The following is an 18411-nucleotide window of genomic DNA, read 5'->3' as shown; positions in this document are numbered from 1 at the left end:
TGGTGCCCTCTGAGTGGTTCTCGATATGAGAGCCAAAAGGAGGAGATGAGAGATGCAATCCAACGAACCTGGCCGTTTTGGCAGCAGTCACCGGAACATCGAAAAAAGCTCCGGCACCGGCGAGGATATCTCGCGCGGAAAGGCGGATCCGACGACCGCCGAAATCAACAAGGCTCGGAAAGCGCATGATGCGGAAGGTTCCGGAAACCCGAACGACCACGTCGCCGATGCGGGTGATGCCGGTGGCCAGAACCTGCCTTACAGCGCCGAGGCGCAGGCCGATGTCGTCGGCCGTCCAACCGGGCGCAAGGACAGCGAGTGACCCGTGACGCAGAACTCAGGCAGTTGCGCCGATCGTCTTGGTCTGATGGATTTCGATCAGCGACGGGCCTTGCTGGCGGCGGCAGCTCTCAAGAGCCGCCGGCAGATCTTCGATATTCCCAAGCCGCACCGCCGGCAGGCCGAAAGCCTCGGCGATCTTCAGGAAATCGGGCGCGGAGGGTTTGACGCCCTCCGGCTCGATGCCGTTCTCGACCATGTAGGTCTCGATCTCCTGATAACCGTCGTTGTTCCAGACGAGGAAGATGACGTTTGCCCCGGCGTCCTTCGCCGAGCCGATCTCTGCGAGCGTGAATTGCAGCCCACCATCGCCGGTGAGGCATACCACGGGTGTTTCCGGCTCGGCGATCGCAGCTCCCACGGCAGCCGGAGGGCCGTAGCCGAGCGCTCCATAACCGGTCGCGGCATTAAACCAGCCATGCGGCCGGCCCGCTTCATAATAGAGGTTGCCCGCATAGACCGCCTGCGTGCTGTCGCCGACGATGATCGCGCCCGGCAGGGTTTCCCGTACTTTGTCGAGGATGCCGATTTCGACGCGCATCTTCGGTGTCAGCTCTGCCTGCGCCGCTCGCCGCGTCTCGCCGGCCCGCCCCGCTCCGTCAGACTGCCGGCGGTTGCCGGAACCGATCGCAGCCGAGAGGTCGGACGCGGCGTTTTCCGCGGAAGACAGGATCGAAAGCGCCGCTTGCGGGCCGCGGGCAAGCTGGGCCGGGTCGATATCGATGCGAATGAGATTGGCGAGTTCCGGAAAACCGCCGTTCACATACATATCGTAATCGGTCTGGCCCATCTGGGTGCCGAAGGCGAGAACCAGGTCGGCATCCGCAATCAATTTTCGCACGGATTCGAGGCTGGGGCTTGCCGGCACGGACAGCGGGTGATGTGCGAAGGCGCCGCGGGCATTGGTGGTCGTCACCAGCGGCGCATCCAGCCTTTCGGCGAGCGTCAGAATGTCCTTCGCGGCCGATACCGCGCCCCCGCCCACCAGGATCACAGGCCGGCCGGCTGCAAGGCAGCGGCTGGCTGCTTCGTTGGTCGTTGCCGCATCGGCGCGCGGACGGCCGGGCGCGATATTGCGCAGGCGCGGTGCCTTGATCCGCGCCGCCATCACATCTGTCGGGATTTCGATATGCACTGGGCCAGGCCTTCCCGAACGGAGGATCGCGAAGGCGCGCTCCATCACATCGGCCAGGTCTTCCGGGTTGTGCAATGTGTGGGACATCAGCGCCAGCGTCGCCATCATGCCGCGCTGGTCCGGCAGTTCGTGCAGCCGGCCGCGGCCATGGCCGAGCGTGGCGCGCGCGTTGACCCCTGATATCACCAGCATGGGCACGGAATCCTGATAGGCCTGTGCCATGGGCGTGATGATGTTGGTCAGTCCCGGCCCGGTGATGACGAGGCAGACGCCCGGCTTGCCGCTGACGCGGGCATAACCGTCCGCCATAAACCCCGCGCCCTGTTCGTGGCGTGGCGTCACGTGACGGATTTTCGAGGCGGCGAGCCCGCGATAGAGTTCGACGGTGTGGACGCCGGGAATACCGAAGACGACATCCACGCCGTTGATTTCCAGAAGATCGATCAGCGTCTCGCCGACAGTCTTCAGGTTGCCGCTCATGCGCGCTTTTCCTTGAGCGAGACGAGGCGATTTGCAAGGTCGCCGATACGGCTCATCGCCGTTCCGAGCACGTCGTCCGGCATGGTCAGGGAGATGCGCAGGAAGCCGGCCGCCTGATCTCCGAACGAGGAACCGGGCATGACCGCTACCTTTTCCTGGTGCAGCAGTTCCCAGGCAAATTCTTCGCCGCCGAGACCGGTCGACGTCACGTCGAGGAGGATGAACATGCCTCCTTCCGGCGGCATCGGCTTGACCAGGTTGCTGCCGGCAAACGTCTTCTCGACGATGTCGGCACGGCGGCGGTAGTTTTCGCGCATCACGTCGGCGGTGTCGAAGTGCTGCGAGAGAGCCATGGCCGTCATGTCGGAGATGAAGGGCTGCACGCCAAACAGCATGGTCTCCGAAACCGGCAGAAGCTTTTCGCAGAATTCCTCCGGACCCGCCGCCCAGCCGCTGCGGAAGCCCGGGGCGGCATGGGATTTGGAGATGGACGAAACGACGATCGTCCGCTCCGCAAGCTCGGGAAGGTCGAATGGGGAGGCGAACGGCGTGCCCTCGAATATCAGTTGCTCATAGACTTCGTCGCAGACGATCCAGAGATCGTGGCGGCGGCAGACCTCGCCGATCTTAACAATCTCCGCGGCCGTCAGAACTGCGCCCGTCGGATTGTGCGGCGTATTGAGCAGCAGCACGCGGGCTTCCGGGGTCACCGCCCGTTCCAGATCCTCGGCCTGCAGGTGGAACTTCTTCTCCGGCCTCAGGGGCACGGGGATCATATGCGCCCCGGTGGAGGCGATGACGCCCTCATAGGTCGCATAAAGCGGGTCGCCGACCAGCACGCCGTCGCCGGCTTCGACAAGACCGGTCATGACGCCGTAAAGTGCCGTCTGTGTACCGGGAAAGCAGAGGAAGTTGCGTTCCGTGACGCCGGGCCGGCGTTTCGAGTATTTCTCGATCAGGGCCTTCAGCACCGGTGGTTCACCGCGGCCATTGGAATAGCGGGTTCGGCCCGCATACATGGCGCGGGCGGCCTCGTCGAGCAGCGCCTTGTCGGGTGCTACGTCCGGTTCGCCGATGGTGAGCTCGATAATCTCCTCGCCGGCTGCCTTCATGCGCCGGGCGGTGAGATGAAGCGCCCAGCGGCCGGAGCCGAGATGGGCGAGACGGTCGGTGATCGAGGCGTAGCGCATCGGTGTTTCCTTTTTTGTTATCGTTCGTCCGCGGAGAGCTCGCCTGGCTGGAGACGTAGCAGCGCCTCCACGGATACCAGGGCATTCTCCGCCAGTTCCTTCTCCGCGAACATGTCCGCGGCGAGCGTTCCTTCAAGCCACAGGCCGTCCACCAGCGCGTTGAGCGCGACGGCGTGGGCGCGGCATTCCTTCGGGCTGACCTCCCGATTCTGCTCCACGAAGAAGGCGGTCAGCAGCGTTTCCAGCGCCTCCAGAAAAGCAAAATAGTTTTCGCGGTGAACGGCGGCAAAACTCGGATCGATCTGGATATGGCTGATGAAGGCCGCCCAGAGCGAGAGGGTGCGCGGATCTGTGACCGGCGGCGTGACGTTGGCGACGATGAAGCGGCGTAGCCGCGCCTTGGCCGTCTCGCCTTCGATCGCCGCGGCAATCGCGGTTTCCGTCATGCCCGTCATCACCTTGCGGTAGGCAGCCTGCAGCATCTGGTCCTTACCGGCGAAATAGTGCCGGATCAGCCCGCCGGTGACGCCGGCTCGCGTGGCGATCTGGCGCACCGTCGCGCCCTGGATGCCATATTCGGCGATGCAGTCGAGCGTGGCGAGGATCAGGTCCTCCCGCCTTTCGGCCTCGCTCGCCCGGTGGTAGGTGCGCCGGTTCACCGTCATCTCCTGAGAACCGGGCGGGTAAGGCATGTGGGGCCGCCTTCGCAGGCAATGCAAAGAGCGTCGGCTTCGAAGGTGTCGACCACGCAGCCGTGGGCCTCCATGGCCTGCCGGGTGATGGGAAAACCGTCGACCATGATCACATGGCCAGGACTTGTCGGCAGGACGTTCAGGCTCAGGCCATTGCTCTCGGCAAATTCGTTGTCGGAACCGTGGATCAGGGTGTAGCCGCGCTCCTGCAGCATCATGTAGAGGGCGGCCGGCATCAGCGGCGCATGGACAAGCGCAAGCTTTTCCGCAAGCGGGCTGATCACCGACATCAGGTGCAGGCACGCTTCGACGCCTTGCCAGAGCGGCAGGTCGTAGCCAAGAACCGTGACGCCGATCGGCTTCAGGATGGCGGCAAGCTGGTCGATGCCGGCCTGGTTGGTGCGCACGCCGCGGCCGACCGCCAGCGTCTGTCTGTCGACCCAGACGCAGTCTCCACCCTCGACGGCGCCCGGCGCAGCGATCCGGCCGAGCACCGGAATTCCGGCGGCCGCATAGGCTTTCTCATGCAGTTCGGGTTCAGTGGCGCGGAGGGATTTGCCCATGCGCAGGAGGATGGCTCCGTGGTCCGTCATCAACGACGGGTCGTGAGTGAACATCGAGTCGGCAAGGCCGTCGCCGGCATCTTCCAGCCAGAGGATTTCCGCCCCGGATTTCTCGACCAGCCCTGTGAATTCCCTATGCTGGCGGATCGCTTTCTCGGCATCGAAGCTTGGCCCGTAATGCCATTCGCCCGCGTCTGCGTTGCGAAGACTATCGCCCGGACGGCGCATCAGAACACGCATCAAAGGCGCAGACATGGCTTGAGAGCCGTAGGCGGTCATAATCTCTATCCCTTGGGAAAAATGAAGGCGGGCGACGTCGCTCTTTTTCGGATTTCGGCCTTATTATACGCTTGAATAATATCCGCACAAGTGCCAGACTTCTTTCCACAAGGCCGCGTTACCAGCGCCGCGAGCCCAAAATCATAAGCTGGGGGAACAGTGCCAAATTGTGTGACCGGCCGAATTCCGGCTGGCGGTGAAGGCTATCCATGACGGATTCGGCGCAAGCCATAGAAGTCTCGAATCTACACAAACGTTTCGGTCCATTGGAAGTGCTGAAGGGCGTGTCGCTGACCGCCCGTCAGGGAGACGTGATTGCCATCATCGGCGGCAGTGGTTCGGGGAAGTCCACCTTTCTGCGCTGCATCAACATGCTGGAGCTGCCAAGCGCGGGCACGATCACCATTCATGGCGAAACGATCGCCATGAAGAAGGATGGTCACGGCGGGCTGGCGCCGTCCGACCGGCGGCAGGTGCAGCGGATCCGCTCCCGGCTCGGCATGGTCTTCCAGAGCTTCAATCTGTGGCAGCACATGACGGTGCTGCAGAACGTCATCGAGGTGCCGGTGCACGTGCTGGGGCAGCCGAAGGACAAGGCGGTCGAGATCGCCGAGACGTTGCTGCGCCGGGTCGGGCTTTACGAGAAGCGCGATGCTTATCCCGCTTTCCTCTCCGGCGGCCAGCAGCAGCGCGCGGCGATTGCCCGGGCGCTCGCCATCCAGCCTCTGGTCATGCTGTTCGACGAGCCGACCTCGGCGCTCGACCCGGAACTGGTCGGCGAAGTGCTGTCGGTCATCGGGGACCTGGCCCGCGAGAAACGGACGATGATCCTCGTTACCCATGAAATGAAATTCGCGCGGGAGGTCTCGAACCACGTCGTCTTCCTGCACAACGGTATCATCGAGGAACAGGGACCGCCCGAGGCCATCTTCGGTGCTCCCAAGTCGGATCGGCTCAGAAAATTCATCAGCTCCATTCACTGACCAAAACAAGAACAGGGGAAAATCATGAAGAACATCATCAAGACGGTTACCTTGGCGATCGCCGTGAGTGCAGCGGCTCTGGGCGTCGTCCAGGCGCAGGAAGTCAAGGTCGGCTTTGCCGCCGAACCCTATCCGCCGTTCACCTCACCGGATGCGAGCGGCAAATGGGTCGGATGGGAAATCGATTTCATGGAGGCGATCTGCGCCGAGGCAAAACTGAAATGCACTCCGACGCCGATCGCCTGGGACGGCATTATCCCGGCGCTGACCGCGAAGAAGATCGACGTGATTGTCGGCTCCATGTCGATCACCGAGGAACGCCAGAAGACGATCGATTTTTCCGACAAATACTACAACACGCCTACCGGCATTGTCGGGCCCAAGGCCGAAAAGTTCGACGCTACGCCGGAAGGCCTCAAGGGCAAGATCATCGGCGTGCAGGTTTCGACGGTGCATCAGGAATACGTGAACAAATATTTCGGCTCCGGAGCCGCCGAGATCAAGGAATACCAGACGCAGGATGAGGCGAACCAGGATCTCGCCGCCGGACGGCTGGATGCGGTTCAGGCCGATGCCATCGCGCTCGATGCATTCCTGGCTTCCGATGCCGGCAAATGCTGCGACCTCAAGGGCAATGTGAAGGATGATCCGGCGATCCTCGGCGCCGGCGTCGGTGTCGGTCTGCGTAAGGGCGATACGGAGCTCAAGACCAAGATCAATGCCGCGATCAAGGCGATCCGCGCCAACGGCACCTACGACAAGTTCTCCAAGAAATACTTCGACTTCGACATCTACGGCGGCTGAGCGGTAGCGACGGCCCATGCCGTTCAACCTCGACATCCTCGCTCTCTCGCCGCCCGGCTGGGGCGGCGTTCTTCTCGGCGGGCTGCTGGCCTCTCTTGAACTTGCCGTGGGCGGCTATCTGCTCGGCCTCGTCATCGGGGTCGGGGGTGCCTTCGGCAAGCTCTATGGCGGGCCGATCCTGCGCGACCTGCTCGAAATCTACACGACGCTCATCCGCGCCGTGCCGGAACTGGTGCTGATCCTGCTGCTCTATTATGCGGGGACGGATGCCGTGAACCAGCTCTTTCTGCTGATCGGCCTGCCGGCGGTGGACATCAGCGGGCTTGCGGCCGGCATCTTCGTCATCGGCGTCGTGCAGGGCGCCTATTCGACCGAAGTGCTGCGCGGCGCGATCCAGGCCGTGCCGCCAGGTCAGATCGAGGCGGCGCGCGCCTACGGCATGTCGCCCTTCCTGGCACTCCGGCGCGTGACGCTGCCCGCCATGCTCCCTTACGCCATTCCAGGGCTTTCCAATCTCTGGATGATCGCCACCAAGGATACTGCGCTGCTTGCGGTGGTCGGCTTCAGCGAGCTGGCGCTGGTCACCCGCCAGGCCGCCGGTTCCACCAAGGCCTACATGACGTTCTATCTCGCGGCAGGTGCGCTCTATCTCCTGGTGACGCTCTTTTCGAACGTCGTCATCTCCTTCATCGAACGGCATGCGCGACGCGGCATGCCTCGCACGGTGTGACGGCATGAACCAGGAAACCGTCACGCTGTCCGCCTATGTTCCGCCGAAGGCCCGCAGCCTGTTCGAGCCGCACCGGCTGTTCCTGATGGCGGTGTTCCTGGTGATCGTCTTCTGCGCGGTCTGGTTCTTGCGCTGGGACTGGCTGCCGAAATATGGACCAAGACTCGCCTACGGCGTCTGGCAGACGCTGGTGATGCTGTTCTGGACTTCCGTCATCGGCTTCCTGTTGGCGTTGCCGATCGGGCTGGTGCAGGTGACGGGGCCGCGTCCGCTCGCCTGGCTTGCGAAGGGCTTCTGTACCATCATCCGCGGCACGCCGCTCCTGCTGCAGATCTGGCTTCTCTATTACGGCCTGGGTTCGCTTTTTGCGCAATATCCGGAGGTCCGCTCCTCGTTCCTGTGGCCCTATCTGCGACAGGCCTGGCCGTACGGTTTTACGGCGCTGATGCTGTCGTTCGCTGCCTATGAGGGCGAGGTGATGCGGGGCGCTTTTGCCGGCGTGCCTCGCGGCGAACTGGAGGCGGCGCGGGCCTTCGGCATGGGCCGATGGACGATGTTCCGGCGCATCTGGCTGCCACGCGCGATCCACCGGGCGCTGCCGACGCTCACGGGGGAAACAGTCCTGCAACTCAAGGCGACACCGCTGGTCGCCACCATCACGGTGATCGACGTTTATGCGGTGATATCGAAAATTCGGCAGGATACCTTTCTCACCTATGAGCCGTTGCTCTTGCTTGCGCTGATCTATCTTTGTCTGACGGGCATTCTCGTCGGTGGTTTTCGCCTTCTGGAACGCCGCATACCTACCCGCAGCGCCTGATCAACGCCGGCCGCCGGCAAGACGCAAGGAATCGGGCCTGCGCCGCAAGGCGAGCATGGACGCCGCGCCGAAGATCGGCCCGATCGCAAGGATGACGAAGGCCCACCGCCAGCCGCCGAAAAAGTCCGCCACATGCGGCATCAGCCAGATCATGAAGATGGTCAGCGCAAACCCCATCCCCATCTGCAGCGACAGCGCGGTGCCGATATAGTTGGGGTCGGCAAGCTCGGTGACCGCGGCGGAAAACTGCGCGGAATCTCCGATGATCGAGATGCCCCAGACGACGACGACCAACGTCAGCAGCCAGAATGGCCCGTCAAAAGCGAAGCCGATCAGAAGCGCGCAGGAGCCGGAGACGATCATCATTCCTGCGGTCGTTGCGGTGCGGCCGAAACGATCGGAAAACACGCCTCCGGCGAAACAGCCGACGACGCCGGAGGCGACGGCTGCAAAAGTCAGAAGCGACGCCTCGCTTTTGATCCCGCTGCCGCCGTTGTCGAGCGCTACGGTGAGATAGGCGAGAAGCCATGCCCACATGGCATAGAGCTCCCACATATGCCCAAGATAGCCGCCGTTCACCAGCAGCAGGTTGCGGTCCCTCAGCACCCGGCCGGTCTGGCGCGGATTAAACAGCGCCTTGCCGAAGGGGTGGGGGCCTTCGCGGGTGAAGAGAAGGAAAACGGCAGCCCCGACCAGCGTGGCGCCGCTCGAAAGCAGAACAACATTCTGCCAGTGGACCGCTGAAGACACACCGCGGAAGAGGTGCGGCATGGACGAACCGGCGGTGATCGCTCCGATGACGCCGGCAAGCGCCAGGCCACGGCCCGAGACGAACCAGGTCGCCACCAGCTTCAGCGCCGGTGGATAGACGCCGGCGAGCGCCAAGCCGGTCACCACTCGGCAGAAGACGGCGCCTGCAGGGCCGGGTTCCAGAAGCATGGCGGCGTTGGAGAGGGCTGCGAGCAGAGCGGATGCCGCCATCAGCCGGTTCATGCGGATGAGATCCGGCAGGTTGAGAAAGCTCGCTGAAAGGGCGCCGATGACGAAGCCGATCTGAACGCCGTTGGTGAGCCACGCGGCAGCGCCTTCCGACAGCGACCAGGCCCGTCTCAATTCCGGTGCGATGGCGTTTGCCGAGAACCAGGTGGAAAAGGAGAGCACCACTGCCAGGCAGAGGACTGCCAGCATGCCCCAGCGGCTCCTTATCTGCGGTTCAGGAGACGTTCCCGTACTCATCTCACCCAGTCGTTCGATATCTGGCAGCGATATGCCTGTCCGGCAGCCGTGGGGAGCCGAACAGCTTTTCACGGAATGTGCCTTCGCGATAACTTGTCTTGTAGAGCCCGCGTTCCTGCAGGATCGGGATTACCAGCTCGATGATGTCGTCAAAACATTCCGGCACTACGGTGCGCGACAGGTTGAAGCCGTCGACGCCGGCCTGATCCATCCAGGCGGCGAGATTGTCGGCAATCTGTTCCGCCGAACCGACCATGGGTGCCTGCCGGCTGCCGAGCACCATCTGTTCCAGCAGCTTGCGCCTGGTCCATTGAGGTCCGGCAGTCCGGGTCATCGCCTCTACGTTGGAGACGATCGCCGAGCTTTTGCCCGTATCGATAGGCTCGTCCATATCGTATTTGGCAAAATCGATGCCGAGCGAGGCGGCAGCGTGCACGAGCGCACCCTCGGGGCTGACATAGGCGCGATAGTCCTCGAACTTCTCTTGCGCTTCCTTCTCCGTGCGGCCGGTGACGATGGTGGCGCCGACAAAGACCTTCGCGTCGTCCGGGCCGCGGCCATAATCGGCTGCGCGGGCACGAATGTCATCGACGATGCCTTTCACCCCCTCGATCTTCTGGCCGTTGACGAAGACGCATTCGGCATGGGTCGCGGCAAATTGCCGGCCGCGGGTCGATGAGCCGGCCTGATAGAGGACGGGCGTGCGTTGCGGTGAAGGTTCGCAAAGATGCAGCGCGTCGATGTGGTACTGCTTGCCGCGATGATGGACCTTATGGACCTTGGCTGGGTCCGTGTAGGCGTGGTTCCGCCGATCGAAAACCACCGCATCATCTTCCCAGCTTCCCTCCAGCAGCTTGTACATTACCTCCATATATTCGTCCGCGAGGTCATAGCGGTCGTCATGGCCAGCCATGCCGTCGAGGCCGATCGCGCGTGCCGCGCTGTCGAGGTAGCCGGTGACGATATTCCAGCCGATGCGGCCGCCGGTCAGGTGGTCGAGCGTCGACATGCGTCTGGCGAAGAGGAAAGGCGGTTCGTAGGTGAGATTGGCGGTGATGCCGAAGCAGAGATGATCGGTGACCGCCGCCATCGCCGGCACCAGCAGCATCGGGTCGTTGACCGGCACCTGCACGGCGCCTTTGAGCGCCGCCGCACCGCTCCCGCCATAGACGTCGTTGACGCCCACGACATCCGCAAGGAAGATGCCATCGAACAGCCCGGCCTCGAGCCTTTTTGCATAATCCGTCCAGTAGCGGAGCTGCGTATAGCGATGCGACTGATCGCGGGGATGCGCCCAAAGCCCTTGCTGGATGTGGCCGACGCAATTCATGTCGAAGGCATTGAAACGAATTTCGCGCGCCACGGAACTTCCCCTATTCTCGTTGCAGTCCTTGCTTGTCTCTTATATGGTTTCTTTATCCACTATAGAAGACGAATCTGGGAAGGCAAGCGGGTATGGGGCAGATGGAACAGGATCCGGTTCAGGCGATCGCGAAAAGACTGAAGATGGAGCGGGAGTCGCGCACTTGGTCTTTGGCCGATCTGGCGGAGCGTTCCGGAGTCTCGAAGGCGATGATCAGCAAGATCGAGCGCAGCGAGGCAAGCCCGACGGCCACGGTGCTCGGCCGGCTTTCCGGCGCGTTCGGCCTGCCGCTTTCGGTGTTGCTGGCACTGGCGGAAAGGGAACAGGAACGGGTGGCTTCGCATCGCGAGCAGCCGGTCTGGACAGATCCGGAGACGGGCTATACCCGTCGTGCCGTGTCGCCGCCGAATTCGGTGCTGGAGCTGATCGAAGTGTTCCTGCCAGCCCATGTGCGGGTACCCTATCCGGCATCTGCCTTCGCCTTCCAGCACCAGCAGATCTGGGTTCTTTCCGGCAGGCTCGATTTCCAGGAAGGGACAGTGCTGCATCATCTTTCGGAAGGGGACTGCCTGCTTCTCGGATCGCCGGCCGATTGCACCTTCTTCAATCCCGGAACGGAACCGACCCGTTATGTCGTCGCGCTGACGCGTCGTTAGCGAACCGGTTGGCGTTGAACGACCTAGAAGCGAAAGAGGCGCCTCCCGCGGGGGAGGCGCCAAGTGGGGAGGGTACTTATGACGCTGTCGGCCGCGTGGAGGTTTGGCGCCCGACAGGCCATGAACACGTAATCGTGAGTTTTGTTCCGCCGATTTTTCAATCGGCCTTTGCGAGGAACAATCTCTGGGGGGATCGGTTTTGCAATGAGACCACTGGGAGAACGACCCTATGAGCAAAGCCGTAGAAACCACGAGTCACAAGGAAATCCGGCAGTGGATCGAGGAACGCGGCGGCCATCCGGCCCGCGTGAAGGGCGCCGAGGAAGGCGGCGTCCTGCGTGTCGACTTCGGTAAGCCGGAAGAATCGCTTGAGGAAATCGCATGGGACGATTTCTTCTCGATCTTCGACGAGAACAAGCTCGCCTTCCTGTACCAGGAAGAAACGGAAGCGGGCAAAACCAGCCGTTTCAACAAGTTCGTCTCTCGCACGAAGCACTGACGGTCCGTAGCTGGAATGCTGCGACCGATTGCCCGAAAGGAGCGCGAAAGTCCAAGCACTTCAAGACCGCAAAGCCGACCGACGCCGATCTTAGGACCGATCCCGGCATCGGCCAGTCGAAAGGCCTGAACCGCTTCGCCGGTAACGATGAGATCGCCGGGGAAAACACCGACGAGGGTGATGTCGGTAACGACACCAACCGTTTTGGCGGCATCGATCCCAATCAGCGCGGTCGCGCCAACAAATAGCCAGGTCAGGAGCAAACGACCATGCAAGGCAACAAGACCCATCAGCAGCAGCGGGATATTCTTCAAAAAGGCGTCAACACCGCAAACGCCGGCAAGGATTTCGATCCCAAGGCCGACCTTGGCCGCAGTGATGCGGCCCGCGAGGCCTTCCGACGGGGTGACAATCTCGACATGCGCGCAGCCGATGTTTCGATGAAGGACGATCCCGCCATCGTCCGCGGCCGCAATCAGGAAAGCGGACATCACAAAGGCAGCGGCTCCTGACTTTTCCATGAATGGAACCGAATGGCATCCTCAGTGTTGACGGACGCCCGTCCGATGTCATGATGAAGTCGGGCTGGAAGAAACGGAAGGCGCGGCTGCTGGCCGTGCCTACATGTTGTGGGAGGATAACATGTTCGGTTCAGGCGCAACTTTTTCCGATCGCGAGGATGCCGGCAGGCAGCTGGCGGAAGCGATGAAAGGGATGCCGCTGCGCGCTCCTGTCGTCATGGCACTGCCCCGTGGCGGCGTGCCTGTCGCCTTCGAGATCGCTCAGAGGCTCGGAGCTCCCCTCGATCTTCTGATCGTCCGCAGGATTGCAGCTCCCGGTCATCCCGAATACGGCATAGGCGCCGTGGTAGACGGCAAGGAACCTTATGTCGTGGTCAACGAGGAGGCGGCGCGGCATTTCCATATCCCACCCGGTTATCTGGTGACCGAAAAAGACCATCAGCTCGCCGAGATCGAGCGTCGTCACCGGATCTATTTCGGCGAAGACGAACCGGAGGATCACGATCATGCGGGCCAGGACGTCATCCTCGTTGATGACGGCATTGCCAACGGAGGCTCGATCCGAGCCGGTATCCATGCGTTGAAAGAGATGGGCGTTCGCTCCATCCGGGTCGCCGTTCCGGTTGCCCCGCGGGCCTTTCTGGAAATTCTGCGCGACGAGGTCGACGAGATCATCTGCCTGTCCACGCCGGAACATCTCGATGCCGTCAGGCGCTACTACCAGGATTTCACCGAAACCACCGATCAGGATGTCGTGCGCCTCCTCAAGGATGCCCGGCGACTTACGCGCATGATCCATTGACGATCAGATTTCGACCGTCGTCAGCAGAGGCAGATGATCGGAGGCGCGGCGGGCGAGCGGTGCCGAGATGACCTGCGTTTCTACAGGCTTGACGTCCCGGGAGACAAAGATGTGATCGATCCTCAACAGAGGGTAGCGCGAGGGGAACGTAGCCTGAGGCTTCGCCCCCGAGCGAACTTGCACATCGGCCAGGCGGCGCGCCACCGCTTTATACGTGGCAGTCGAGGGAATCGCGTTGAAGTCTCCCATCAGGATCGTCGGCCTGTCGTGGCAGGCCGGACTGCCGAGCCATGACGGGCCGAGAAGGGTGTTGATCTGGCCGATGCGGTCGCGTCCACGCAGGCCGAGATGCGTGTTGAAGACGTGCAGGCGGTGATCGCCCACCGCGATCTCGACCCAGACGGCGCCCCGCTGCTCGCCCACCGAAGGAAGGCCGGCGCCCTTGATCGTTTTTGCCGGCAGCGCCGTCAGGATGGCATCGCCATACCGCTCTTCCGCGACGCTGAGGGCGGCATGGAAGTGGTACTCCATCTGCAGCAGGGAAGCGATTGCGTGGGCCTGATCGACACCGCCGGTGCGGACACGCCCGACATCCAGTTCCTGCAGCCCAATGATATCGGGTTCCGCCGCAGCGATGACCTCGGCGATCCGTGCCGGATCAAGCCTGCGGTCGGTGCCGACGCAGCTGTGAACGTTATAACTGAGGATTTTCAGGCGGCGCCTGCGGTGAGGCGGAGGGGTTGTCCGATCGTTCATAGCGCTGGGAACACCTTTTGCCATGTTTTCGTTCCCGATGTCGGAGAACTGCAAGGGGAGGATCTATGCCCGCGAAACGCCATCTGCTGAAGCTCTTTGTCGGTGCAGCGATCTGCGTGGCGGTTTTTCTGCTTTACCGAAGCCTCGGTCGCTACACTCTCGACGAAGTAGAGGAATCCCTCCAGTCGATTAGCGGCATCCGGCTGATGAGCGCCTTTTTCTTCGTCATCCTTTCCTATCTGTGCCTGACGGGCTTCGACACGCTCGCCGTCGCATATACGGGCCGGAGGCTGTCCTACCGGCAAACGGCGCTTACCTCCTTTACCGCCCTGTCCATCGGTCACAATGTCGGAATGGCTGCGTTGAGCAGCGGCACGGTGCGCTATCGATTCTATTCGCGCTGGGGACTGACAGCCGAGGACGTGGCGAAGGTCATCGTTTTCTGCGGCATTACCGTCGGTCTCGGGCTTGCTACCCTTGGCGGCCTGGCGCTTCTGCTGCAGCCTCGAGCGACGGATCTCTTGGGGCTCGATGGCTGGATGAAAGGCGCCGTCGGAATATTGTGTCTGGCGGTTCCGGCCGCCTATCTGCTGGTATGTGCCTTCGTGCACCGGCCTCTCCACCTGAAAACCTGGAGATTCGAGCCCCCGGCTCTGAAACTGGCGCTGGGCCAGATCCTTATCGGCACGCTCAACTTCGCCTGCGTCGCGGCAGCAATTCATCAGCTCCTCGCGACCTTTACCGATGTCGGTTATCTTGCCGTGGCGACGACCTATGTCACGGCCAACATCGCAGCCCTGATCAGCCATGTGCCCGGCGGGCTCGGCGTTTTGGAAGCGACGATGCTGAGCATCCTGCCGTCGACGGCATCCATCGGGGCTCTCATCGCCTTCCGGGTGCTCTACTTTTTCGTGCCGCTGGCGATCGGGATCCCGACCCTGCTCGTGACGGAAGCCTACTATCGACATCGCGCCGGAAAGCTCTCAGAGCAGACGGTGGTGTGACAGGCGAAGGAAAAGTCGGCGCAGGGCATTTTTGATTTCCGGGATCGGCCAGAACGGCTGTTTCGGATCGATGAGGCCGGTGCCGACCAGAGACCCGGTTTCCCCCTTCTGAGCGTCCACCTCGAATGGCCTGAGGCCGCGCGGCTTCACGTTAAGCCGGTCCACGGTATCAACCATGGATCCTGTTTCCTCGATCAGGCGCGCCACCTCTTTCGGCTCCGCGTCCAGATGCTCGGCCAGGAGGTCGTTGCGCAGCGCGGCGATCGCTGCCTGGCCCGCCGGGTCGTAGGTCTCGACGGCCAGATCACACTCGGTGTCGAGTCCCTCGGAACGGTTGTTGAGATTGGACGAGCCCACCCGAACGAAACAGTCATCGACGATGATGACCTTGGAATGGACGATCACCTCCAAATCGCCACCCTTGCCGTCCGGCACGACGGCATAAAAGACCCGCAGCCGGCCATAACGGTCGGCACGCTTGAGGCGGCGGATCAGGCGGTTACGGTTGTGGCCCATCATCAGCTTTTCCAGGAAGCCGTGGGATTCGCGCGTCACGACGACGATAATCTCGGGGCCGTCTGTTTTGCGAAGCTGTTTGGCAAGCGTCCGCGCCAGGCCGAAGGAGGCGAGGTATTGCGTCTCGATGTAAAGATGGCGTCTGGCGGCTTTGAGCGCATCATGCGTCAACCGGATCGCCTCGCGGTGGCCGCGGCGGCCTTTCCATTTCCAGGGCTCGGTGAGCGCCAGGCCGGTATTGCAATGCGTCAGCGCCGGCTCGAGGTCCGCGGGCCACGGCTCCTCGCCGGGAATATCCAGAGGCTCCAGGATTTCCCGGGTTGCCTTCCTCCACCGGCGGCGAGCCACGTCGCCGATCAGCCTGGCAGTATCCCCGCTGGCAATCGTCTGAATGTCATGGACCGGTCCATAGGGCGTACCGTCAGCCGACTGCCGCAGCGGATGGTCGGCGGCGTGGCTGCGATCGTCCCAACGCCGGGCTGTAAGGTCGATGCCGCCCAGGAAGGCGGTCTTGTCGTCGATGACGACGATCTTCTGGTGGTGGCTCGCCCGCAAAGGATGCTCGAAGTCAAGGTGAACACGAATGCGCGGATGATCGCTCCAGGTCATCCTGCCGAACATCCTCAGGCTCCTGCTGGAATAGAACGGGCCCATTCCCCAGACGAGGATGCGGATCTGCAGTCCGGGTTTTTCCACGACCAGCCTGCGAAGCAGTTCGCCCAGAGTTTCTTCGTCGCCTTCCCGTATCCGCAGCCGAATATCCGGGTTGAAGTCCCAGCCGACGATCGAGATCGAATGCTCCGCCTGTCGAAGCACCTGATCGAGCCGGCGGAAATACTCCTCCCCGTCCACGAGAAACGCGAGCTTCTTCGCCTGCGCGCTGCCCCATGCGTTACGGCCCGGCCGAACGATCGGCTCCACTTTGGAAGCGGTTCGCTTCGCTTGATCGGATTGTGCTCTCACGTCCACCTGCGCCACCTGATGATTTTGGTGACTAGAAACGCGAGATTTCTGCCGTTTGTTCCAACGCCCCGAACGAGCGTCGCAGGCTCGGATTTACTCGGCCGTCACAGTTCCCGGCGGATTGGGTGCGACAAGTTCGGTGCCTGCATCGCCGAATATTTCAATGGCGGCGATCAGGCCCAGGAGGATCAGAACGGCAGCGACCAACAGCTTCCATAGACCGGCCTTTACCGGTGCCTGGTGGCGTGTCTGTTCCATTTCCCGGTGGTTCAGGTTGGTGTGGCTTCGAATATCCATGAGTTTCCTTGCGGCGCCGTAGGCGCGCCATTCCCTCGATTTAGACCATTCTGCCAGGCGGCATATAGGCGGGCGGGTTGGGGTTTTCGTCCGGATTCGGCAACGGAGCTTCGTCCGGCAGGCGATCGGGTTCCGGTTCGTCGATGGGCGGTTCGGGAGTCCAGATCGGCGCCGGCATCGGCGGCTGTTCGCTGGGTTCGCGAGGGGCAGGTGTCATGATTGCATTCCCTGTTACTCACTGAACAACCGATCCGCATGAAGATTGTTCCTCGCAAACGACCGGCACGGAACCGCGTGCCATCACGTGGGCCGTCGGTCAAAAGTAGCGGACGTGCGGCGATGAGTGCTCGAGCCAACACGTCCAGCGTGGCATTTTTAGGTCATGGTCTCGCCTCTATGGTCGGGAAATATACCTTTGGACAATTCGCGAACCTGCACCATGTTTTCCTCATGCAGGATTGGATCTGCGAATGTTCCTTCGCGGATCGCTGCCCGAACCCTGATTGTCCGCAGGCCCAAAAGCAATGCTTTCCGGGCGGCAATCTTTTGGAGGAGAGGCGAATGACACATGCCCGGGACAATTTTCTCGTCTGGCTTCGCGCCGCGCACGCGATGGAGGAGCAGGCGATCACAATGCTGACCGATCAGTCACGGCGGATCGAAAGCTATCCGGATCTCAAGGCCCAGATCATCCGGCACCTCCATGAGACCGAAGGTCACGCACAGGCGGTGAAGAGCCTGCTCGACCAGTTTTCCGGTGCGGGCGGGGTGTTGACGCTGAAGGATGTGGCGGCCAAGCTTGCGGCAAAGGCTCAGGGCGTCGGCGGCATGCTGATCAGTGACGAAGTCGTCAAGGGAGCGATGGGAGGCTATGCCTTCGAGCATCTGGAAATTGCCAGCTATCGCGTCCTGATCGCTGCGGCCGACGAACTGGAGGAGAGGGAGGCCAAAGCCGTGTTTGAGCGGATACTGGAGGAGGAAATAGCGATGGCGGACTGGCTGGGCGCTCATCTCGATCCGCTGACGCGCATCTTCCTGATGCGCGACGAGCGGGATCTTATGGCTAAGAGATAACGGCCCGCCACGTACGGCGGCATCCGATCAGACTTTCGTAATCTCGCCGCCATCGAGCTGAATCTCGAGTTCTCTCTCGTTTCTCACACCTTGCTGATAGAGGTGGATAATCCGAGCGGCAAGATTGTTGGCGGCGACGCTTTCGCCGGTCAAGCCGCGCTCGGCACAAATGCCGTCGAAAAAGCGCTTGAGGAAGGCCAGGTCGCCTGGCTCGAGTGTATTTGTGAGGACTGCCGGATTCATCTTTTCAGCCTCCACTAAGGGGGGCGAAAGCGCTTCCTGTCTTCCAGTCGCCAGCGCCCTTATTAATAGCTGGCAATAACTCAAGACTACTCTTTCTTCCGTTCTTTTCAAGAAAAGAACAGTCAATCTTTCGAGGGATGCCCGCCGGTGGCCGCCCTCAACGAGACGTGAACTGGAAGCGTTTTTCAATCATCCAGATGGTTGGCCTCATGGTCGTGAAATTGCTCGGTCTGGACGGTTTTGCTGTCCAATCCGCGCTCTCGTGAATGCTGCGCCTTGTCGCGGTTGGAAAGCACCATGTTCTCCGGAAGGATGTTCTTGTCGATATCCGTCATGGCGCCATTCCCGCTGCTTTTTCCATGCGTCCCGGAACCCATGTGTTTCGAACTGGCGTTGGGCATGAGGTTCTCCTGATCTCTCCTGGGGTCAAGAGACTAACCTGCGAAATGCGTTTTTGATCCTTGAG

23 protein-coding genes are annotated in these 18411 nt (G+C 61.9%); 11 read left to right on the top strand and 12 right to left on the bottom strand.

From position 1 onward, the window contains the following. Nucleotides 1-52: 52 nt before the first annotated feature. Nucleotides 53-322, top strand: coding sequence for a hypothetical protein (locus C5L13_RS19165; RefSeq protein ID WP_105384867.1), 270 nt, complete (start codon nt 53-55; stop codon nt 320-322). Nucleotides 323-337: 15 nt separating this feature from the next. Here the strand turns inward: C5L13_RS19165 and C5L13_RS19160 are convergent, their stop codons facing one another. Genes C5L13_RS19160 through C5L13_RS19145 form a run of 4 tightly spaced genes read right to left on the bottom strand, consistent with a single transcriptional unit; the run spans nt 338 to nt 4678 of the window. Further along, nucleotides 338-1954 carry a 5-guanidino-2-oxopentanoate decarboxylase gene (locus tag C5L13_RS19160; protein ID WP_105384866.1) on the bottom strand — a complete coding sequence of 539 codons (1617 nt, stop codon included), beginning with the start codon at nt 1952-1954 and terminating at the stop codon, nt 338-340. Continuing rightward, nucleotides 1951-3144 carry a pyridoxal phosphate-dependent aminotransferase gene (locus C5L13_RS19155; protein WP_105384865.1) on the bottom strand — a complete coding sequence of 398 codons (1194 nt, stop codon included), beginning with the start codon at nt 3142-3144 and terminating at the stop codon, nt 1951-1953. The genes C5L13_RS19160 and C5L13_RS19155 overlap by 4 nt, the downstream gene beginning before the upstream one ends. 17 nt (nt 3145-3161) lie before the next feature. After that, nucleotides 3162-3803, bottom strand: a complete 642-nt coding sequence (locus C5L13_RS19150; RefSeq protein ID WP_105384864.1) for a TetR family transcriptional regulator C-terminal domain-containing protein — start codon at nt 3801-3803, stop codon at nt 3162-3164. A gap of 2 nt (nt 3804-3805) precedes the next feature. After that, the gene (locus tag C5L13_RS19145) at nt 3806-4678 is read right to left on the bottom strand and encodes a dimethylarginine dimethylaminohydrolase family protein (RefSeq protein WP_105384863.1); all 873 of its coding nucleotides are present in this window, start codon (nt 4676-4678) and stop codon (nt 3806-3808) included. A gap of 209 nt (nt 4679-4887) precedes the next feature. On the opposite strand from C5L13_RS19145, the gene C5L13_RS19140 reads away from it, so the two are divergent. Genes C5L13_RS19140 through C5L13_RS19125 form a run of 4 tightly spaced genes read left to right on the top strand, consistent with a single transcriptional unit; the run spans nt 4888 to nt 8015 of the window. Then, a complete protein-coding gene (locus tag C5L13_RS19140) occupies nt 4888-5661 on the top strand; it encodes an ABC transporter ATP-binding protein (RefSeq protein WP_105384862.1) in 774 nt (257 codons plus the stop codon). A 24-nt stretch (nt 5662-5685) separates the two neighbouring features. Then, nucleotides 5686-6465 (top strand): transporter substrate-binding domain-containing protein, encoded by a 780-nt coding sequence (locus C5L13_RS19135; protein ID WP_105384861.1) that lies wholly within the window; start codon nt 5686-5688, stop codon nt 6463-6465. 16 nt (nt 6466-6481) lie between these two features. Next, the gene (locus tag C5L13_RS19130) at nt 6482-7195 is read left to right on the top strand and encodes an ABC transporter permease (RefSeq protein ID WP_105384860.1); all 714 of its coding nucleotides are present in this window, start codon (nt 6482-6484) and stop codon (nt 7193-7195) included. Nucleotides 7196-7199: 4 nt separating this feature from the next. Further along, the gene (locus C5L13_RS19125; RefSeq protein WP_105384859.1) at nt 7200-8015 is read left to right on the top strand and encodes an ABC transporter permease; all 816 of its coding nucleotides are present in this window, start codon (nt 7200-7202) and stop codon (nt 8013-8015) included. Here C5L13_RS19125 and C5L13_RS19120 read toward each other — a convergent pair whose 3' ends face one another. Further along, nucleotides 8016-9203: an MFS transporter gene (locus C5L13_RS19120; protein ID WP_245571357.1), complete on the bottom strand. Its 1188-nt coding sequence runs from the start codon at nt 9201-9203 to the stop codon at nt 8016-8018. A 49-nt stretch (nt 9204-9252) separates the two neighbouring features. Further along, complete coding sequence (locus C5L13_RS19115) at nt 9253-10614, bottom strand: LLM class flavin-dependent oxidoreductase (protein ID WP_105384857.1); 1362 nt, start codon at nt 10612-10614, stop codon at nt 9253-9255. 92 nt (nt 10615-10706) lie between these two features. Here C5L13_RS19115 and C5L13_RS19110 point away from each other — a divergent pair, with 92 nt between their 5' ends. The 4 genes from C5L13_RS19110 (at nt 10707) to C5L13_RS19090 (ending at nt 13092) form a co-directional block, all read left to right on the top strand. Beyond that, nucleotides 10707-11270: a helix-turn-helix domain-containing protein gene (locus tag C5L13_RS19110; protein WP_105384856.1), complete on the top strand. Its 564-nt coding sequence runs from the start codon at nt 10707-10709 to the stop codon at nt 11268-11270. Nucleotides 11271-11499: 229 nt separating this feature from the next. Further along, nucleotides 11500-11769 carry a hypothetical protein gene (locus C5L13_RS19105; protein WP_105384855.1) on the top strand — a complete coding sequence of 90 codons (270 nt, stop codon included), beginning with the start codon at nt 11500-11502 and terminating at the stop codon, nt 11767-11769. A 269-nt stretch (nt 11770-12038) separates the two neighbouring features. Next, the gene (locus C5L13_RS19095) at nt 12039-12281 is read left to right on the top strand and encodes a hypothetical protein (protein WP_105384854.1); all 243 of its coding nucleotides are present in this window, start codon (nt 12039-12041) and stop codon (nt 12279-12281) included. Between the two features lie 130 nt (nt 12282-12411). Further along, nucleotides 12412-13092, top strand: coding sequence for a phosphoribosyltransferase (locus C5L13_RS19090; RefSeq protein WP_105384853.1), 681 nt, complete (start codon nt 12412-12414; stop codon nt 13090-13092). Nucleotides 13093-13095: 3 nt separating this feature from the next. Here C5L13_RS19090 and C5L13_RS19085 read toward each other — a convergent pair whose 3' ends face one another. After that, nucleotides 13096-13848 carry an endonuclease/exonuclease/phosphatase family protein gene (locus tag C5L13_RS19085; RefSeq protein ID WP_105384852.1) on the bottom strand — a complete coding sequence of 251 codons (753 nt, stop codon included), beginning with the start codon at nt 13846-13848 and terminating at the stop codon, nt 13096-13098. 65 nt (nt 13849-13913) lie between these two features. Here C5L13_RS19085 and C5L13_RS19080 point away from each other — a divergent pair, with 65 nt between their 5' ends. Next, nucleotides 13914-14852, top strand: a complete 939-nt coding sequence (locus tag C5L13_RS19080; RefSeq protein WP_105384851.1) for a putative bifunctional lysylphosphatidylglycerol flippase/synthetase — start codon at nt 13914-13916, stop codon at nt 14850-14852. Here the strand turns inward: C5L13_RS19080 and C5L13_RS19075 are convergent. From C5L13_RS19075 to C5L13_RS29030, 3 genes are all read right to left on the bottom strand, one after another. Further along, nucleotides 14832-16337: a phospholipase D-like domain-containing protein gene (locus tag C5L13_RS19075; protein ID WP_105385035.1), complete on the bottom strand. Its 1506-nt coding sequence runs from the start codon at nt 16335-16337 to the stop codon at nt 14832-14834. The genes C5L13_RS19080 and C5L13_RS19075 overlap by 21 nt on opposite strands. Before the next feature lie 87 nt (nt 16338-16424). Further along, nucleotides 16425-16628 carry a hypothetical protein gene (locus C5L13_RS19070; protein ID WP_105384850.1) on the bottom strand — a complete coding sequence of 68 codons (204 nt, stop codon included), beginning with the start codon at nt 16626-16628 and terminating at the stop codon, nt 16425-16427. Between the two features lie 40 nt (nt 16629-16668). Next, entirely contained in the window at nt 16669-16845 is a 177-nt protein-coding gene (locus tag C5L13_RS29030; RefSeq protein WP_170117288.1) for a hypothetical protein, read from the bottom strand. A 344-nt stretch (nt 16846-17189) separates the two neighbouring features. Between C5L13_RS29030 and C5L13_RS19065 the strand changes: the two genes are divergently transcribed. Further along, on the top strand, nt 17190-17702 hold the full coding sequence (locus C5L13_RS19065) for a ferritin-like domain-containing protein (RefSeq protein ID WP_105384849.1): 513 nt from the start codon (nt 17190-17192) through the stop codon (nt 17700-17702). 27 nt (nt 17703-17729) lie between these two features. On the opposite strand, the gene C5L13_RS28790 is transcribed toward C5L13_RS19065, so the two are convergent. Continuing rightward, a complete protein-coding gene (locus C5L13_RS28790; RefSeq protein WP_158693480.1) occupies nt 17730-18134 on the bottom strand; it encodes a hypothetical protein in 405 nt (134 codons plus the stop codon). Next, entirely contained in the window at nt 18131-18346 is a 216-nt protein-coding gene (locus C5L13_RS19055) for a hypothetical protein (protein WP_105384847.1), read from the bottom strand. The genes C5L13_RS28790 and C5L13_RS19055 overlap by 4 nt, the downstream gene beginning before the upstream one ends. Nucleotides 18347-18411 lie beyond the last annotated feature (65 nt).

Origin of the sequence: Neorhizobium alkalisoli (genome assembly GCF_002968635.1) — a bacterium.
GTDB classification, from domain to species: Bacteria; Pseudomonadota; Alphaproteobacteria; order Rhizobiales; family Rhizobiaceae; genus Neorhizobium; species Neorhizobium alkalisoli.
The sequence above is the reverse complement of the archived record's forward strand: the minus strand, read 5'-3'. Positions and strand labels throughout refer to the sequence as shown.

Bases quoted from the DNA above. Each gene is read 5' to 3' on its own strand.
- C5L13_RS19135 (WP_105384861.1), top strand. From the start codon at position 5,686: ATGAAGAACATCATCAAGACGGTTACCTTGGCGATCGCCGTGAGTGCA.
- C5L13_RS19110 (WP_105384856.1), top strand. From the start codon at position 10,707: ATGGGGCAGATGGAACAGGATCCGGTTCAGGCGATCGCGAAAAGACTG.
- C5L13_RS19165 (WP_105384867.1), top strand. From the start codon at position 53: ATGCAATCCAACGAACCTGGCCGTTTTGGCAGCAGTCACCGGAACATC.
- C5L13_RS19145 (WP_105384863.1), bottom strand. From the start codon at position 4,678: ATGACCGCCTACGGCTCTCAAGCCATGTCTGCGCCTTTGATGCGTGTT.
- C5L13_RS19155 (WP_105384865.1), bottom strand. From the start codon at position 3,144: ATGCGCTACGCCTCGATCACCGACCGTCTCGCCCATCTCGGCTCCGGC.
- C5L13_RS19105 (WP_105384855.1), top strand. From the start codon at position 11,500: ATGAGCAAAGCCGTAGAAACCACGAGTCACAAGGAAATCCGGCAGTGG.
- C5L13_RS19085 (WP_105384852.1), bottom strand. From the start codon at position 13,848: ATGAACGATCGGACAACCCCTCCGCCTCACCGCAGGCGCCGCCTGAAA.
- C5L13_RS19055 (WP_105384847.1), bottom strand. From the start codon at position 18,346: ATGCCCAACGCCAGTTCGAAACACATGGGTTCCGGGACGCATGGAAAA.
- C5L13_RS19120 (WP_245571357.1), bottom strand. From the start codon at position 9,203: ATGCTGGCAGTCCTCTGCCTGGCAGTGGTGCTCTCCTTTTCCACCTGG.
- C5L13_RS19140 (WP_105384862.1), top strand. From the start codon at position 4,888: ATGACGGATTCGGCGCAAGCCATAGAAGTCTCGAATCTACACAAACGT.
- C5L13_RS19125 (WP_105384859.1), top strand. From the start codon at position 7,200: ATGAACCAGGAAACCGTCACGCTGTCCGCCTATGTTCCGCCGAAGGCC.
- C5L13_RS19160 (WP_105384866.1), bottom strand. From the start codon at position 1,954: ATGAGCGGCAACCTGAAGACTGTCGGCGAGACGCTGATCGATCTTCTG.
- C5L13_RS19080 (WP_105384851.1), top strand. From the start codon at position 13,914: ATGCCCGCGAAACGCCATCTGCTGAAGCTCTTTGTCGGTGCAGCGATC.
- C5L13_RS19090 (WP_105384853.1), top strand. From the start codon at position 12,412: ATGTTCGGTTCAGGCGCAACTTTTTCCGATCGCGAGGATGCCGGCAGG.
- C5L13_RS19070 (WP_105384850.1), bottom strand. From the start codon at position 16,628: ATGGATATTCGAAGCCACACCAACCTGAACCACCGGGAAATGGAACAG.
- C5L13_RS29030 (WP_170117288.1), bottom strand. From the start codon at position 16,845: ATGACACCTGCCCCTCGCGAACCCAGCGAACAGCCGCCGATGCCGGCG.
- C5L13_RS19095 (WP_105384854.1), top strand. From the start codon at position 12,039: ATGCAAGGCAACAAGACCCATCAGCAGCAGCGGGATATTCTTCAAAAA.
- C5L13_RS19130 (WP_105384860.1), top strand. From the start codon at position 6,482: ATGCCGTTCAACCTCGACATCCTCGCTCTCTCGCCGCCCGGCTGGGGC.
- C5L13_RS19065 (WP_105384849.1), top strand. From the start codon at position 17,190: ATGACACATGCCCGGGACAATTTTCTCGTCTGGCTTCGCGCCGCGCAC.